The 15,806-nt window shown below is 58.7% G+C and carries 13 protein-coding genes; 9 read left to right on the top strand and 4 right to left on the bottom strand.

Features of this window, described 5'->3' with window-relative positions; genetic code table 11:
- Window positions 1-227: 227 nt before the first annotated feature.
- From OXR04_RS05575 to OXR04_RS05540, 8 genes are all read left to right on the top strand, one after another.
- Complete coding sequence (locus OXR04_RS05575) at window positions 228-1,025, top strand: GolD/DthD family dehydrogenase (protein ID WP_009090586.1); 798 nt, start codon at window positions 228-230, stop codon at window positions 1,023-1,025.
- 55 nt (window positions 1,026-1,080) lie between these two features.
- On the top strand, window positions 1,081-2,016 hold the full coding sequence (locus OXR04_RS05570) for a D-ribose ABC transporter substrate-binding protein (RefSeq protein ID WP_046101702.1): 936 nt from the start codon (window positions 1,081-1,083) through the stop codon (window positions 2,014-2,016).
- A gap of 45 nt (window positions 2,017-2,061) precedes the next feature.
- Window positions 2,062-2,673: a DUF2291 domain-containing protein gene (locus OXR04_RS05565; RefSeq protein ID WP_267369413.1), complete on the top strand. Its 612-nt coding sequence runs from the start codon at window positions 2,062-2,064 to the stop codon at window positions 2,671-2,673.
- A 10-nt stretch (window positions 2,674-2,683) separates the two neighbouring features.
- Window positions 2,684-4,210, top strand: a complete 1,527-nt coding sequence (locus OXR04_RS05560; RefSeq protein WP_267369412.1) for a sugar ABC transporter ATP-binding protein — start codon at window positions 2,684-2,686, stop codon at window positions 4,208-4,210.
- Window positions 4,211-4,227: 17 nt separating this feature from the next.
- Window positions 4,228-5,295, top strand: a complete 1,068-nt coding sequence (locus tag OXR04_RS05555; protein WP_267369411.1) for an ABC transporter permease — start codon at window positions 4,228-4,230, stop codon at window positions 5,293-5,295.
- Between the two features lie 11 nt (window positions 5,296-5,306).
- Window positions 5,307-6,104, top strand: coding sequence for an SDR family oxidoreductase (locus tag OXR04_RS05550; protein ID WP_111207464.1), 798 nt, complete (start codon window positions 5,307-5,309; stop codon window positions 6,102-6,104).
- Window positions 6,105-6,274: 170 nt separating this feature from the next.
- Window positions 6,275-7,702 carry a YchO/YchP family invasin gene (locus OXR04_RS05545; RefSeq protein ID WP_267369410.1) on the top strand — a complete coding sequence of 476 codons (1,428 nt, stop codon included), beginning with the start codon at window positions 6,275-6,277 and terminating at the stop codon, window positions 7,700-7,702.
- Between the two features lie 177 nt (window positions 7,703-7,879).
- Window positions 7,880-9,202 (top strand): PAS domain-containing methyl-accepting chemotaxis protein, encoded by a 1,323-nt coding sequence (locus OXR04_RS05540; protein ID WP_150030004.1) that lies wholly within the window; start codon window positions 7,880-7,882, stop codon window positions 9,200-9,202.
- A 90-nt stretch (window positions 9,203-9,292) separates the two neighbouring features.
- On the opposite strand, the gene OXR04_RS05535 is transcribed toward OXR04_RS05540, so the two are convergent.
- The 3 genes from OXR04_RS05535 to OXR04_RS05525 form a co-directional block, all read right to left on the bottom strand.
- Window positions 9,293-9,493, bottom strand: a complete 201-nt coding sequence (locus OXR04_RS05535) for a hypothetical protein (protein ID WP_111207460.1) — start codon at window positions 9,491-9,493, stop codon at window positions 9,293-9,295.
- A 102-nt stretch (window positions 9,494-9,595) separates the two neighbouring features.
- Window positions 9,596-10,090 carry a MarR family transcriptional regulator gene (locus tag OXR04_RS05530; RefSeq protein ID WP_033736279.1) on the bottom strand — a complete coding sequence of 165 codons (495 nt, stop codon included), beginning with the start codon at window positions 10,088-10,090 and terminating at the stop codon, window positions 9,596-9,598.
- A gap of 309 nt (window positions 10,091-10,399) precedes the next feature.
- The gene (locus tag OXR04_RS05525) at window positions 10,400-11,944 is read right to left on the bottom strand and encodes a methyl-accepting chemotaxis protein (protein ID WP_154928103.1); all 1,545 of its coding nucleotides are present in this window, start codon (window positions 11,942-11,944) and stop codon (window positions 10,400-10,402) included.
- Between the two features lie 406 nt (window positions 11,945-12,350).
- On the opposite strand from OXR04_RS05525, the gene OXR04_RS05520 reads away from it, so the two are divergent.
- On the top strand, window positions 12,351-13,922 hold the full coding sequence (locus tag OXR04_RS05520; protein ID WP_267369409.1) for a bifunctional diguanylate cyclase/phosphodiesterase: 1,572 nt from the start codon (window positions 12,351-12,353) through the stop codon (window positions 13,920-13,922).
- A 39-nt stretch (window positions 13,923-13,961) separates the two neighbouring features.
- Here the strand turns inward: OXR04_RS05520 and OXR04_RS05515 are convergent, their stop codons facing one another.
- Window positions 13,962-15,035, bottom strand: a complete 1,074-nt coding sequence (locus OXR04_RS05515) for a porin (protein ID WP_276046992.1) — start codon at window positions 15,033-15,035, stop codon at window positions 13,962-13,964.
- Between the last annotated feature and the right edge of the window lie 771 nt (window positions 15,036-15,806).

Below are 15,806 nucleotides of genomic sequence, written 5' to 3'. Positions count from 1 at the left end.
AAAAGCAGACAGGTTGTTGAATCTCGCACGCTTTCCGGAACGCGCCTGTCAGGCTTTATTTCACAACTGCAAGCCAGATCACGCCTTTTCAATCAGATAAGCGGCGCGTGCTGTGAGATGGTCGAAATTTGATCTGCTCCACATATCATTTCTTTTCGATAGCATATATTTTTGTTCGAAAATGAGTAAGCCAACGGCATCAGCAAAAATCTGAGGGGAAGAGTGGGATGAGTGGTGAATATGACGTAAACCTGCGCTACGGCGTGGATACCGCCCTGAATCTGGGTGACAAAGTGGCCGTCGTGACCGGCGGGCTGGGCGGGATTGCGATGGCCACCAACGGCATGCTGCTGGAGAAGGGGGCGCGTCTGGCACTGCTCTATCCGCCGTTTGAAGCGGAGAAGGTTGCCAGCCTGCAGAAGGACTTTGCCGCCGACCGGGTCCGGTTTGTCTGCTGTGACGTTACCGACCCCGCCTCTGTCGACGCCGCCTTTGAGACGGTGGTTGCCCACTATGGCCGCATCGACATTCTGGTGAACTGCGCAGGCTACGTGATGCTGCAACCGGTGGTGGAGACCGACTTTGCCGAGTGGCAGAAGCAGATCGCCGTCAACCTTACCGGGCCTTTTCTCTGCTCACAGGCGGCTGCACGACAGATGATCCGGGCGGGTGCGGGCGGCAAAATTATCAATATCGCCTCACAGGCTGCCTCGATCGCTATCGACAACCATGTCGCCTACACCTCAGCCAAAGCGGGCCTGCTCGGCATGACCAAAGTCATGGCGAAAGAGTTTGCCCCGCATCGTATCAACGTAAACACCCTGTCGCCCACCGTGGTGCTGACGCCAATGGGCGAAAAAGCGTGGCGCGGCGAGAAGGGCGAGCAGATGAAAAAGCTGATCCCGCTGGGACGCTTTGCCTACACCGACGAGATCGCCGCCGCCGTGCTCTTTTTCGCCAGCAACGGCAGCGACATGATTACCGGCGCGGACCTGATGATCGATGGGGGCTTCACCATCTGGTAACGCCACGCTGACACCCGGGAATGAACACCCTGACATAACGATAAGCGAGAACATCATGAAAAACCGTACCCTGCTGTGTAGTGCCGTGGCTGCCTGTCTGGTTTCGCAGGCGGCGTTTGCCGCCGAAAAAGGCACCATTATGATCCTGGTTAATTCACTCGATAATCCCTATTACGCGTCAGAGGCCAAAGGGGCCAATCTCAAAGCGCAGGAGCTGGGCTACAAAACCACCGTGCTGTCGCATGGTGAGGATGTGAAGAAGCAGAGCGAGCTGATCGACGCCGCAATTGGTAAAAAAGTGCAGGGTATCGTGCTCGATAACGCTGACTCCACTGCCAGCGTGGCGGCCATTAAAAAAGCCAAAGATGCCGGGATCCCGGTGGTGCTGATCAACCGGGAAATTCCGGTGGATGACGTGGCGCTGGCCCAGATCACCCACAACAACTTTCAGGCCGGCTCAGACGTGGCCAACGTCTTCGTGGAAAAGATGGGTGAAAAGGGTAAGTACGCCGAACTCGCCTGCAACCTGGCGGATAACAACTGCGTGACACGCTCGAAATCGTTCCATCAGGTGCTGGATCAATATCCCGACATGCAGAGCGTGGCGCGTCAGGATGCCAAAGGCACGCTGATCGACGGCAAGCGCATCATGGACAGCATCCTGCAGGCGCACCCGGATGTAAAAGGGGTCATCTGTGGCAACGGTCCGGTGGCGCTGGGGGCGATTGCGGCACTGAAAGCGGCGGGGCGTGACGACGTGATTGTGGTCGGGATTGACGGCAGCAACGACGAACGCGACGCGGTGAAAGCCGGTACGCTGAAAGCTACCGTCATGCTGCAGGCGCAGGCGATTGCCGCCGAAGGAGTGACCGATCTCGACAACTTCATTCAGAAGGGCGTGAAGCCGGAAAAACAGCGGGTGATGTTCCGCGGCATTCTGATCACCCCGGAGAATGCCAAAGGCGTTCAGGACTTCAACTACAAGTCGTAATTAACCGCTGCCGCGCCTGCGCTGGCGGGCGCCTGGGAGAAGAAGATGTCCCGAAGAGTCTGGCTGACGCTGGTGGTCACGCTGCTGAGTGGCTGCCGAATTGTGTCGCAGCAGGAGCTGGCTGACCTGAAAAATCCCCCTAACCCGAAGATGGCTGATATTGACCAGCTCTGGCAGCAAAAGCTGGTGCCGCAACTCCAGGCGGAGGCGCGGCCCGTGTCAGCGCTGCTCACCGCAATGCGGTCAGCCAAAGATTTTGACACTGCCTGTCAGACCGACGGCTATCGCACTCAGGCGGAGAATCCCTGCATCTTCAGCGTCTCGGTACAGGGCGATGTGACGGCAGTCAACACCACCTCACGCAGCGGAAAGATGACCGTAAAGGATGAATCAGGTGACAGTGTCACTATTCAGATCGGGCCGATTATCCGTGGCACCGCGCTGCGTGATGGCTACCGGGGCGCAGGTTATCAGGATTTTAACGACCAGGTGCTGTTCGGTGACTTCGGCAAGGCGATTAATCAGCACGCCTCGCAGATGATGCAGCAGTTCGCGCCGAAGGTGGGCGATAAGGTGAAGGTGACCGGCGTGTTCAGCAGCTGGGACATTCCGCAACAGCTGCCGGATATCACCCCGGCCGCCATTACCCGGCAATAAGGAGCGGCAGATGCAGCAACCTCAACAGCCCGGCGATGTGATTATTGAAACGCGCAACCTGTCGCGTCTTTACCCCGGCGTAACCGCACTCGATCAGGTCAACTACCGGGTTTACCGCAACAAAGTGAATGTCCTGATCGGCGAGAACGGCGCCGGGAAGTCCACCATGATGAAGATGCTGGCCGGCGTGGAGACGCCTTCATCGGGCGAGATTCTGCTGGATGGCCGACCGGTGTCGCTTCACTCCACCCAGCAGGCGGAGAAACAGGGGATCAGCATCATTTTTCAGGAGCTGAACCTGTTTCCCAACATGAACGTCATGGACAACATCTTTATCGCTAACGAGTTTTTCCAGCGCGGGGTGATCAACGAGAAGTATCAGTATGCGCTGGCGAAGTCGCTGCTGGAGCGGCTGCAGCTGGATGTCGATCCTTTTGCGCCGCTGGGCGAGCTGGGTATCGGTCATCAGCAGCTGGTGGAGATTGCCCGGGCGCTCTCCAAGGATACCCGGGTGCTGATTATGGACGAGCCGACCAGCGCGCTCAGCCAGTCGGAGGTGAAAGTGCTGTTCAGCGTCATTGAGCAGCTCAAGCGGCGCGGCGTCACCATTATCTACATCTCCCACCGGCTGGAGGAGCTGATGGAAATCGGCGATCACATCACGATTTTCCGCGATGGCCGCTTTATCAGTGAGCGCGAGGTGCGCGACGCCAGCGTGCCGTGGATTATCGCGCAGATGGTGGGCGACCGGAAAAAACAGTTCGACTTCCAGCCTGCCCCGCAGGGGGAAACCGTGCTGGAGGTGGAGGAGCTGACTGCCCTGCATCAGAACGGTGGCTACAGGCTGAATGCGGTGAGTTTTACGCTGCGCAAGGGGGAGGTGATCGGCATCTATGGCCTGCTCGGCGCCGGTCGGACAGAACTGTTTAAAGGGCTGATTGGCCTGATGCCCTGCCAGTCGGGCCGGGTGCGGCTGGCGGGCCGCGATCTGGCCAGACGCAGCTTCCAGCAGCGGCTGAAAAGCGGCATTGCGCTGGTGCCGGAGGATCGCAAAGGCGAAGGGGTGATTGAACTGATGTCGATCACCGCCAATATGACGCTCTCGGACTTCAGCCTGCGCGGCTTTCGTCGGGCGCTGGGGCGGCTCAACCCGCGTCGCGAGCAGCAGCGGGTCAGTGAGATGATCGGCCATCTGGCGATCAAAGTCAGCGATCCCGACCTGCCGGTCACGTCGCTGAGCGGCGGTAATCAGCAGAAGGTGGTGCTGGGTAAGGCGCTGATGACCGGGCCGCAGGTGGTCCTGCTGGATGAGCCGACACGCGGCATCGACGTGGGCGCGAAGACCGATGTCTATCACCTGATTGGCAATCTGGCGCAGCAGGGGCTGGCGGTGATGTTCTCCTCCTCCGAACTGGATGAGGTGATGGCACTGGCGGACCGGATTTTAGTGATGGCCGATGGCCGGATAACGGCCGATCTGCCCCGCGCAGCGGCCACGCGCGAACACCTCATCGCGGCATCAACCCCGCTGGATTAAGCGGGCCGGAGAATCTGATGAACCAAAAATATCTGCTCTACATGTACCTGCTCAAAGCGCGCACCTTCATTGCGCTGCTGATCGTGGTCTGCTTTTTTAGCGTGATGGTACCGAACTTTCTCACCCCCTCTAACCTGCTGATCATGACGCAGCACGTGGCGATCACCGGGCTGCTGGCGATAGGGATGACGCTGGTGATCCTGACCGGCGGCATAGACCTCTCGGTGGGCGCGGTGGCCGGGATCTGCGGGATGGTGGCGGGCGCGCTGCTGACCACTGGCATTCCGCTATGGGGCGGCAACACGCTGTTCCTGAACGTGCCCGAAGTGATTCTGGTGGTGGCCCTCTTTGGCATCCTGGCCGGACTGATTAACGGCACGGTGATCACCCGGCTGGGCGTGGCGCCCTTTATCTGCACCCTGGGCATGATGTATGTGGCGCGGGGCGCGGCGCTGCTGTTTAACGATGGCGGCACCTACGCCAATCTGGTCGGGCTGCCCGCCCTGGGTAACACGGGCTTTGCCGTGCTGGGGTCCGGCACCCTGCTGGGCGTCTATCTGCCTATCTGGCTGATGCTCGGCTTTTTACTGCTGGGACTCTACCTGACGCGCAAAACGCCGCTGGGGCGCTATATCTATGCCACGGGCGGCAACGAGTCCGCCGCACGGCTGGCAGGGGTGCCGATCATCAAAGTTAAAATCTTTGTCTACGCCTTTTCCGGCCTCTGCGCCGGGCTGGTGGGGCTGGTGGTGGCGTCTCAGCTGCAGACCGCGCACCCGATGACCGGCAACATGTTTGAAATGGACGCCATCGGGGCCACCGTACTGGGCGGCACCGCGCTGGCGGGGGGCCGCGGGCGCGTCTCCGGCTCGATTATTGGCGCTTTCGTTATCGTCTTCCTGGCGGATGGCATGGTGATGATGGGCGTCAGCGATTTCTGGCAGATGGTGATTAAAGGGCTGGTGATTGTCACGGCCGTGGTGATTGATCAGTTCCAGCAGCGTCTGCAAAGCAAAGTGGTGTTGCTGCGTCGCCATGAAAAAAAGCCGCAGCCGGCACCCCTCACTGATGTGCGTCACACGTAACAGGAGCAATGATGAACGGAAAACAGCAGGGAAAAACTGTCGTGATCACCGGTGCCTGCCGGGGGATTGGAGCCGGTATCGCCGCGCGGTTCGCCCGCGACGGGGCGCGGCTGGTGATGGTATCCAATGCGGACCGGGTGTTTGCCACCGCCGACCAGCTGCGGCAGCAGTATGGCAGTGAGATTCTGGCGCTGCAGGCTGACGTGACCGATGAAGCCGCGGTGCAGCAGCTCTATCAGCAGGCCGCCGAACGCTTTGGTCAGATTGATGTGTCGATCCAGAATGCGGGAGTCATCACCATTGACCGGTTCGATACGCTGCCAAAAAGCGACTTTGAGCGGATTCTGGCGGTCAATACCACCGGCGTCTGGCTCTGCTGTCGTGAAGCGGCAAAATATATGGTGACGCAGCGCAGCGGCAGCCTGATCAACACCTCGTCGGGGCAGGGACGGCAGGGCTTTATCTACACGCCGCACTATGCCGCCAGCAAAATGGGGGTGATTGGCATTACGCAGAGCCTGGCGCTGGAGCTGGCCCCGTGGAACATCACGGTCAACGCCTTTTGTCCCGGTATCATTGAGAGTGAGATGTGGGATTATAACGATCGGGTCTGGGGAGCGATCCTCAGCAGCGAAAAGAAAACCTACGGCAAAGGTGAGCTGATGGCGGAGTGGGTCAACAACATTCCGCTGAAGCGCGCCGGACAGCCGGAGGATGTGGCCGGACTGGTGGCCTTTCTGGCCTCCGAGGATGCGCGCTACATCACCGGTCAGACCATTAATGTGGATGGGGGACTGATCTTCTCCTGACAGCGTCGGACGCGGCTGGCCTGCCGCGCAGGCGGGCTTTTTCAGCCAGACTTTTCTGTTATATGCACATTTTGCCGCTGCTGTCCTGCATCGCCGTCACAATATGTTAAGGTAATGATTGATAATTTGGCTTTTGTTGCAGCAACGAATCAATCAATTTACCAGGTGACATGATACGGAAAACGGGTTTTCTCGCCTTAATCACGCTGTCGCTCTCCGCGATACCTGCCGCGCACGCGTTTCAGACCGACACCGCCGTGTCAGAGACGCCATTCGACGATCCCGCGCGCTACAGCGACGCCCTGCCGACCCTCGGCAGTGCCAGCGATCAGGATGAGGCGTGGAGCAAAAAGCTGGCGGCCGTCGCCAAAAGTATCGGCGAGGCGAGCAAAAACGACAGCAACGTCACGTTTGGCCAGCAGGCGGGCATCTGGGCGTTCAATCATCTGCGGGATGAGGTGGCCGAACGGGTAGAGAGCGAAGGGCAGTCGCTGCTGTCGCCTTATGGCACTGCACAGCTCGATCTGAAAGTGGACATGGAGGGTAACTTCACCGGCACCGGCGGCGATCTCTTCAGCGCCCTGGCCGATGAAAACAGCCTGCTCACCTTCAGCCAGCTTGGCCTGCACGAAACTGACGATGGGCTGGTCGGCAACGCCGGACTGGGCCAGCGCTGGGAGGCGGGTAACTGGCTGCTGGGTTACAACGGCTTTGTCGACCGCACCTTCAGCAGCGGCCTGCAGCGCGCCTCGGTCGGCACAGAGGCGTGGAGCGATTCGCTGCGCCTCTCCGCCAACTACTATCAGCCTCTCTCCGGCTGGAAAAACCTGAGCGATTCCCGGCAGCAGCGGATGGCGCGCGGCTATGACATCACCAGCCAGAGCTATCTGCCGTTCTACCGGCAGCTCGGCGTCTCCGTGAGCTATCAGCGCTATCTGGGGGAGAATGTCGATCTGTTTAACAGCGGCAACCGCTATCACAACCCTTCCGCCATGTCGTTTGGTCTCTCCTACACGCCGGTGCCACTGGTGACGCTCTCCGCCACCCACAAAACCAGCAGCGCCGGCGAGAGCCAGGATCAGCTGGGTCTGAAGCTCAACTACCGTTTCGGCGTGGCGCTGCGCCGACAGCTCGATGCCGATAACGTCGCTGAAGCGCACTCGCTGCGCGGCAGCCGCTACGATACGGTGACCCGCAGTGAGACGCCGGTGCTCGCCTTCCGTCAGCGTAAAACCCTGTCGGTCTTTCTGGCGACCCCGCCCTGGCAGCTCAGCAGTGGCGAGAGTCTGCCGCTGAAGCTGCAGGTGCGCGCCAGTTATGCTATCCGGGCGGTGAGCTGGCAGGGCGATACGCAGGCACTGAGCCTGACACCGCCTGCCAACAATGCCGATCCGCAGGGCTGGAGTGTTATCCTGCCGCAGTGGGACCCGTCACCCGATGCCAGCAACGAATATCGCCTGTCGGTAACGCTGGAGGACAGCAAACAGCAGCGCGTGACCTCGAACTGGATCACCCTGAAGATTGCGCCACCGATGCCGATGGATGACGTGTCGCAGAACGATCGCTTCGATCTGATGGCTCCCGGCACGGCGCTGTAACCACCTCCGCGGCCTCTGCGGCGGCGTTGCCCCGCCTGCGCTGCCTGAGCCGGGCGGGGGCTGAAAAGCAGTAACATCAGGTTGCAATCATCAGCCGCAACTATCGCAGCAATGGATAAGGCGTGACGGGAAAATGCCGATAACTACAGCAGTTCCCACTCCTTTTCGGATTTGCTGATGCGCCTGAATGTACTGAAAACTCTGCTTCCCTCTTTTATCCGTCAGCGTGGCCTGCACGCTGCCGCGTCGTTCACCTCGCTGGGCGGCGCCATGGCCGTGATTGAGTTCACCCCGGCTGGCATTATCCGCCGGGCCAGTCCGCTGTTTCTGGCGACGATGGGATACCGGGCGGAGGAGATCGTGGGTCAGCATCACCGCATGTTCTGTCCGCCTGCGCTGGTGAACTCAGCTGAATATCAGCGTTTCTGGCAGCGCCTCGCGGCAGGGGAGAGCTTCAGCGACAAATATCTGCGGCTGGCTAACGGCATGCGCCCGGTCTGGCTGGAGGCAAGCTATATTCCGGTGACCGATCGACGCGGCCGGGTGTTCAAAATCATCAAGATCGCCGCCGATATCTCAGAGAGGATGCAGTCGTCGCTGGAGAAAGAATCCATCATTAATGCGATCAGCCGCTCGATGGCGATGATCGCTTTCAGCCCTGACGGGATTGTGCTGGAGGCAAACGACAACTTTCTCCAGGCCACTGGCTATCAGGCTGCGGAGGTGGTGGGACAGCATCACCGGCTTTTCTGTTCAGCAGAACTTTCAGGGAGCGAGGAGTACCGTCAGTTCTGGGCGCGGCTGAATCAGGGTGAATTCTTTTCGGGGCAGTTTCCCCGGCTCAACCGGCGGGGCGAACCGCTCTGGCTCAGGGCGACCTACAATCCGGTCTTCAACAGCGACGGGCAGCTCGACAAAATTGTGAAGTTCGCCACCGATGTGACTGAGCAGGTGCTGCGTAATCAGCAGGAATATGACGCGGCGCTGAACGCCTGGAATATGGCGGTTCAGACGCGGGGCAGTGCGCAGGCCGGGGCCGATGTGATTGAAAACAGCATTCAGAAGATCAGCCAGATCGCTCAGGAGATGGGCGTTGTGTCGGCCGATGTCTCGCGCCTCAACAGTCAGTCTGCCAGCATCGATGGCATGGTAGAAACCATCCGGCGTTTTGCTATGCAGACCCGACTGATCGCCCTCAATGCCGCCATTGAGGCGGCGCGGGCAGGCGCGTCGGGCCGCAGTTTTGCCGTCGTCGCGGCCGAGGTGCGCACCCTGGCCGCCAGCGTCAGCAGCGCGACCGAGGAGATCGAACGGGTTGTGGCGGGCAACAACGAACTGGCGCGAGAGGTGCTGCGTGGCATTGAAACGTCGCTGGCGAGTACCGGTCAGGGAGTGAGCCTGATGCGTGAGGCGGGCGAGGTTATCGCCAGCATTCAGAAAGATTCGGAGCGGGTCGAGAGCGCCGTGCGTGAGGTTGCCCGGGCGGCACACGGCGAGTAATCGCGCATAAAAGGCGGGCTGAACAGTCCGCCGCAACAGCGGCCCGGCATAGCCTGCATCCCGTCAGCCTGTCGTCCGGCAGCGCGTCTGTCAGCGCACGATGGCCATCACCACCCGTAATGCATGGGTATAGATATCTCTCTGGCCGTTGACGGAGCGCGCCTCCTGCTGCCGGAGAAACGCCAGGATCTCTTCTGCGCCCGCTGGCTGGCCAGACCTCAGCAGGCTGGCGACCGCATGGCCGACCACGGCATGCACCTCATCCATGTCGACCGGTTTATTCGTGCTCAAAGGCGACCCCCGCGCAACAGTGTTGCTGAATGTTTTCTGAAAGCGGTCTGCTGAGGCGATGCCGCAGGCCCGGGCTGGCCGCCGCCCTGATGTGTGCGGCCATCATGGCAACGCCTTCACTAATTTGTCCCGCAGCGTAGCGACCTGGGCTGTCAGATCGACAAGCTCATGGCAGGCCGTGTCCATCACCGAAATCATATCTGCCGGCACGCCCGCCGCCGTCACTTTAAGCTGGTGGCCCTGCTCGGTCAGGGAGACCCATACCCGGCGCTCATCCTGGCCGGTATCACGCTGGCGGCAGATCACGCCCGCACTCTCCAGCCGCTTAAGAAGCTGACTGAGCGTGCCGGAGTCGAGCCGGACGCGCGCCCCGATTTCGGAAACGGTCAGGCGATCTTTTTCCCACAGCACCAGCAGCACCAGATACTGCGGATAGGTCAGCCCCAGCGGCTTCAGCCGTGACTGATACAGTTTTGTCATCGCGAGGGAGGCGGAGTAGAGCGCAAAGCAGAGAAACTGATCGATCGTTTCCGGTGCTGCGCCAGGCGGCGGCGTTTCACAGATCCCCGTGGTTTCATCGTTCATATGTTTACTCATTCTGAGTCGGGGACGGGGGGCGGCATCCTGATGCGTCTCCGCTGTAAGGGCACCGCAGCTGCTCCGGGTTGGCAACCCTGGCGGCCACCTCGCTTTACGCTGTCAGGCACCCGCTCTGTCGGGGGCCGTTGCGGCGGGAAGAAACCGGTTCCGTTGCCCCCGGATGGAAAGGCAAACCAGTATTGAGTCAAATTAAATTGAAGTCAACCCAACCGGCAGCCACGCCGGGTGCACAACGTGCTGAAGCGGCTGCGCGTTCAGCACGTCTCCACCCGCCACGTTCGGTGCGGCGTGGTCTGCCGGAGAGCGTTAAACCGTGAAGGTCTCGACCATGCCGCGCAGATCGCGCGCCTGGGCCAGCAGTGACTGCGAGGCTGACGAGGACTCCTCCACCAGCGCGGCGTTGTTCTGGGTAACCCCATCCATCTGACTTACCGCAACGCTGACCTGAGAGATGCCCTGCATCTGCTCGCTGGAGGAGAGTGAGAGGTTGTCCATCGCATCGGCCAGTTCACCGACGCGGCTGACAATCTTCAGAATACGTTCACCCGTTCCCGCCGCGACGCTCACACCGCCTTCGACCTGCGTCACGGCCTGCTCAATCAGCTGTTTGATGTCACGGGCTGCTGTGGCGCTGCGCTGGGCCAGTGAACGGACCTCACCGGCAACGACCGCAAATCCGCGACCCTCTTCACCGGCGCGCGCCGCTTCCACGGCGGCGTTGAGCGCCAGAATATTGGTCTGGAAGGCGATCCCTTCAATCACCGCGGTGATATCCCGGACCCGGACCGCACTCAGCGAAATCTCCTGCATGGTCTGCGCCAGACGATGCACATCCGCTTCGCCGTCATGGGCCAGCATGGCCGCCTCGCGCGCAGAACCCGCTGTCTGCTGCGCGCCTGCGGCATTACTTTTCACTGTGGCGGTCAGCTGCTCCATACTGGCTGCGGTTTCCTGCAGGGCCGCGGCCTGCTCTTCGGTGCGTGAAGAGAGCTCCGTGTTGCCCTGGGAAATCTCATCGGCCGCCAGCGCAACCGACGCCGAGGCGTCTTTAATCTGCGTGACCATGCCGCGCAGGTGTGTCTGCATGCTGTTCAGTGAGGCGAGCAGGCTTGTCGTGTCACCCGTCCGCAGCGTGACCGGCGAGGTGAGATCACCAGCCGCGATCGCTGCCGCCAGCGTCTGCGCCTGGATCGGTTCACCGCCCAGCTGGCGCATCAGCATCCGCACAATGAATGTGCAGGTGGCGACCGCCGCCAGCAGAGAGATGACCGTCAGGATCATCAGTATGCGGGTGGTGCGACCAATGCTGTTGCCATTCTCCACGACGGTCTCCTGGCTGCTGCGCATCTCAAGCTCGGTCAGATCGTTTATCGCCTTCAGCAGGCTTTGCTGTGCCGGTCGCGCGACGTTTAACAGATAATCTGTGACCTCCTGCTGACGGTTTTCCAGCCCCAGTTTCCCCGCCGTCATCAGCGTGGAGAGGGCCGCACCCTCGCTGGACTCAATCCGGTCCATCGCTTCCCGCCCGGCCTGCCCGGCGTCCGTCTGCATCATGCGTGCCAGCGCTTCGCGGTTGCTGATGTAAAGCGCCCGCTGTTTCTGCAGGCGTTCCCACTCAGGCTGCATCGCCTTCGGATCGGTCAGCAGGGCAAGGTTGCGCACGGCAATCGCCATATCACGGACGCCGCCCCGCATATCGAGCACCGTCTGATACTTTTTCAGCCGCACATTCACCACCTCGTTCATGCCATCGCGGGCACTGTCCAGGGCGTGAATCGCTGTGCCAGCACAGATAACTAACAGCAAAATCAGTAAACCAAAACCTGCACTCAGACGCGTTGAGATTTTCATGTGTTTTTCCGGAAGGGGTCATTAGTTAAGACGGTATCGGCCGTCAGCGGCAATTCTGGAGGGTTGCTATTAACTAAATTGAGCACTATTTATTGCCGTGCTATTCAGTGACTTGCCGGGAAGAAACACCGCAGGGGGATTAATTTATCCGGTCGGACCTGTTAAAACGCCCGCCGCTGCCGATAGATCCCTGACTGGTATGAGTGATCGGTTCTGCCCCTGCCGGTCAGGAGCGATTCTCTGCCTCACTGTCACACAGCCAGTGAGAACGCCTGATTGGTACCAGGCAGAACAAAAGGGGTCATTATTGTCAGCCACGTGCAGACCGTGTTTAACCATCACGCCCCGGTTTTTACAAAAAAATTAAAACAACACTCTGACACCTTTCATCACCAGGAATTAACGCATGCGCCTGAAACTTTTCTGGCTCGCAATGCTGAATATTGCGACCATCTTTTTACTTTCCACATTGTGGGAATATGGGCTTGAGGCGCACCTCGCTCATCTGCTCGGCCTGAGCTATAACCTGGATTTTGAAACCAGCGAACGCTTACGGTTCATCCTGACATCGACCGCTTTCGCCGGGCTGGCGATGGTGATTCCGGCGCTGCTGATTGCGGGTCTGATCCGCAAAATGCTGCTGGCCGAAAAAAATGCGCTCAGGCTGGCCGGAACCGATGCGCTGACCGGCGTACTCAATCGCCGATCGTTCAATGCGCATATCGCCGCGCTGGATGCCTGTGGGATGCCCTATACCCTGACGCTGCTTAATATCGATGATTTCAAAACTATCAACGATCTCAACGGCCATCGTCAGGGGGACACTATCCTGGTGGCGCTCGCGTCGATGCTGACCGCGTCGGCTGGCACGGAAAGTCAGGTGTTTCGCATCGGTGGCGATGAGTTTGCCCTGGTCATGGCGGCGTCTCAGGCCGAGCAGGCGCTGGTGGAGGCCGGCAGGATCTGTGAGCATGCCTCAGCCATCCGCACCGGGCCGCATACCGTTATGCACCTCTCTGCAGGAATTGCCAGTTCTGACTGTCCGGGACAGGAGGATGTGGTGAGGGCCGCCGATCTGGCGCTCTGTGAGGCGAAGCGCAATAAAGAGGCCTCTCTGGCCCGTTTCACGCCGGATATGGCGCTGCGCTTCCTGCAGCGGGAGAAGCTGGAGCATGAGGTCGCCGCTGCCGTGAGCGGGCACGCCATCGTGCCTTTCCTGCAGCCGCTGGTTTCGCTGCGCACCGGCAACATCACCGGGTTTGAGATCCTGGCGCGCTGGATCACCGCCTCCGGTCAGACGGTGGCACCCGCTCAGTTTCTGCCCGTGGTGGAGCGGCTCGGGCTGATGGACAGCCTGACCGTGGCGCTGCTGCAGGATGCCGTCAGCGCCACGCGGGCATGGCCTGCCGGGCTCGGTCTGTCGCTGAATATCACCCCGGAGCAGCTGCTGAGACCTGCGCTGACCAACTGCCTCTCCGCCATTATGCAGCAGGCCGGGCCGGTGATGCTGGAGCTCGAAATCACTGAACAGAACGTGATGGCGATCTCCGACGATGCCCGTCAGGCGATCAGACGCCTCAGGGAGGAGGGGATTGGGGTCGTGCTGGATGATTTCGGCACCGGCTACTCCAACCTGTCGGTGCTGCTGGGGCTGGGGATTACCAAAATCAAAATCGATCAGTCGTTTATTGCCGGGATCGTCACCGGGTCGGAGCAGCGCAAGGTGGTGGAAACCCTGCTGACGCTCTGTCAGGAGCTGAACGTCATTATTACCGCAGAAGGTATTGAGGATGTCTCAACGCTGAGATGGCTGAGAAAGCGCGGTTGTGACTACGGTCAGGGCTATCTCTTCAGTCGTCCGATACCGGCTGAGCAGGCCACACTGCTGCTGGCGTCGGCGGATGCAGAGGGATTCATCCAGGAAGCCGCCGTCTCCGTTATTGAGCCAGACCCGGAAACTCAGCTGGCACAGCGATAATAAAACGGGCCCGGCAGCGTGTGCCGGGCCGCATGGGCATCAGAACTGATAGATCAGACCCACGGCCGTAATATCATCCGTGGCCAGATTAAGCGGGTTGTTGTCTTTCAACAGGTTGATGCGGTATTCGCCATAGACCGACATATTCTTGTTAAAGTAGTAGGTCTCACCCACCGCGGTGTATTTGACAATGTCGGCGTCGCCGATATTCTCAATCTCTTTACCTTTCGATGAGACGTAACCCACAGACGGACGGAAACCATTCAGGAACTGATACTGAGCAACGGCTTCAAAGTTCTGCGCCTTGTTTGCGAAACCGTTGGTGATCGGCGTGGCGTTCAGGGTTTCACCATACATCGCGGCCAGATAAACCTGGTTCGCATCATATTTCACTGAGGTCGCCCAGTGCTGCGCTTTTTCGCCTTCACCGCGTGGGGCGGCGTTCTGCGCCGTTGTGCGATCCAGGCTGGCAAAGGCCCCGGCGAAGCTCAGGCCGAAATCGAAGTCATAAGAGGCAGAGAGGGCAAAGCCATCGCCGTTAGAACGACGTACGCCGTCGGTGTTAGCGCTGCGATCGTTTTTACCCTGATACTGCGCGGCAACATTTAATCCCTGAACCAGGCCAAAGAAATCGCTGTTACGCCAGGTCAGCACGCCGGTTGAGCGGCCAGAGAGGAAGGCGTCGGTGTAGCCGGAATCGCCGCCAAAGAAGGGCAGCATATCGGTGTAACTCAGCGCGTCATACACCAGGCCGTAGTTACGTCCATAATCCAGCGCACCGGCTTCGCCAAACTTCAGGCCAGCGTAACCCAGGCGGGTACGGTTGCCGCTCTGCGCATCGCTGCCTTCTGAGTTGTGCAGGCTGTACTGATACTGCCAGAAACCGTAGCCGGTCAGCTGATCGGTAATCTTTGTTTCGCCTTTAAAACCCAGGCGGGAATAAGAGGAGGTATCACCGTTGTTCTTATCGTCGTCAGAAAAGAGGTGCGACACGTTAATCTTGCCGACCAGATCCAGCTTATTTCCATCCTTGTTATAAATTTCTGCGGCCTGCACTGAAGAGAGACCGAGCAGTAACGGCATGACAGCCGCCAGTAAAGTGCGCTTCATCATTTATTCATTACCCTGTATTCATTAATTATTATGCCCCGGCTGCGGGGTGAAAAGAAAATGACACAAAAAGTTAAAATTACAAAGCGCAATAAAAGTAACAAAATGTGATATGCATATTCAGTAAAGGAAAATGCGTGTCTGAAAGACGATTAAATTCGGATGCAATAAGAATTTCTTCTGATGGGTTTTATTGTGTTTAATAAAAAAGTGATGATTATCAGTGTTTAATTGGTGGTTGTTGCTTTTCTATTCCCGGCATTTTGTATGTTTTTAAATCATCATTCCCGCTGATTAAATTATGGATAAGGCATTAACGCAAATAAGCGATAAGGGTTTTATTCTAACCATTAGTCTGCGTAGTAATATCTGTTCATCTTTATTTCAAAGGTTATTTCGCTGCCAATAATCACATCGGGAATAATACAGAAGAAATCGTTTTCATTTTATTTATCCGCTCAAAAAATAATCAGGCCAGACGTCGATCTGCCCGCTTAAATGAAAAGATTCTGTTAAATCCTGGCATGTCGTCATCCTCTCTCGCTGAATATTCTGCGCCTCATCCTGCACCGTCGCGAGGCAGGCTGCGCTAAAACAGGGCACTCTTCGGCCCTTTTGCGGAGTGATTGTTTATCAGCGATCACAAAAGCGATATTTCATCCCGCGATTGCATAATTCCGCTATTTAAAACCCGGCTCTGCCGCTGCAATCAGACAATTATTCACTATATATGCAAAAAAAGTGAATAGCAGCGGCGTGTAACTTATTGATATT

The organism is Pantoea sp. GM_Pan_3 (assembly GCF_026541045.1).
In the GTDB taxonomy this organism is placed as follows: domain Bacteria; phylum Pseudomonadota; class Gammaproteobacteria; order Enterobacterales; family Enterobacteriaceae; genus Pantoea; species Pantoea anthophila.
The sequence above is the reverse complement of the archived record's forward strand: the minus strand, read 5'-3'. Positions and strand labels throughout refer to the sequence as shown.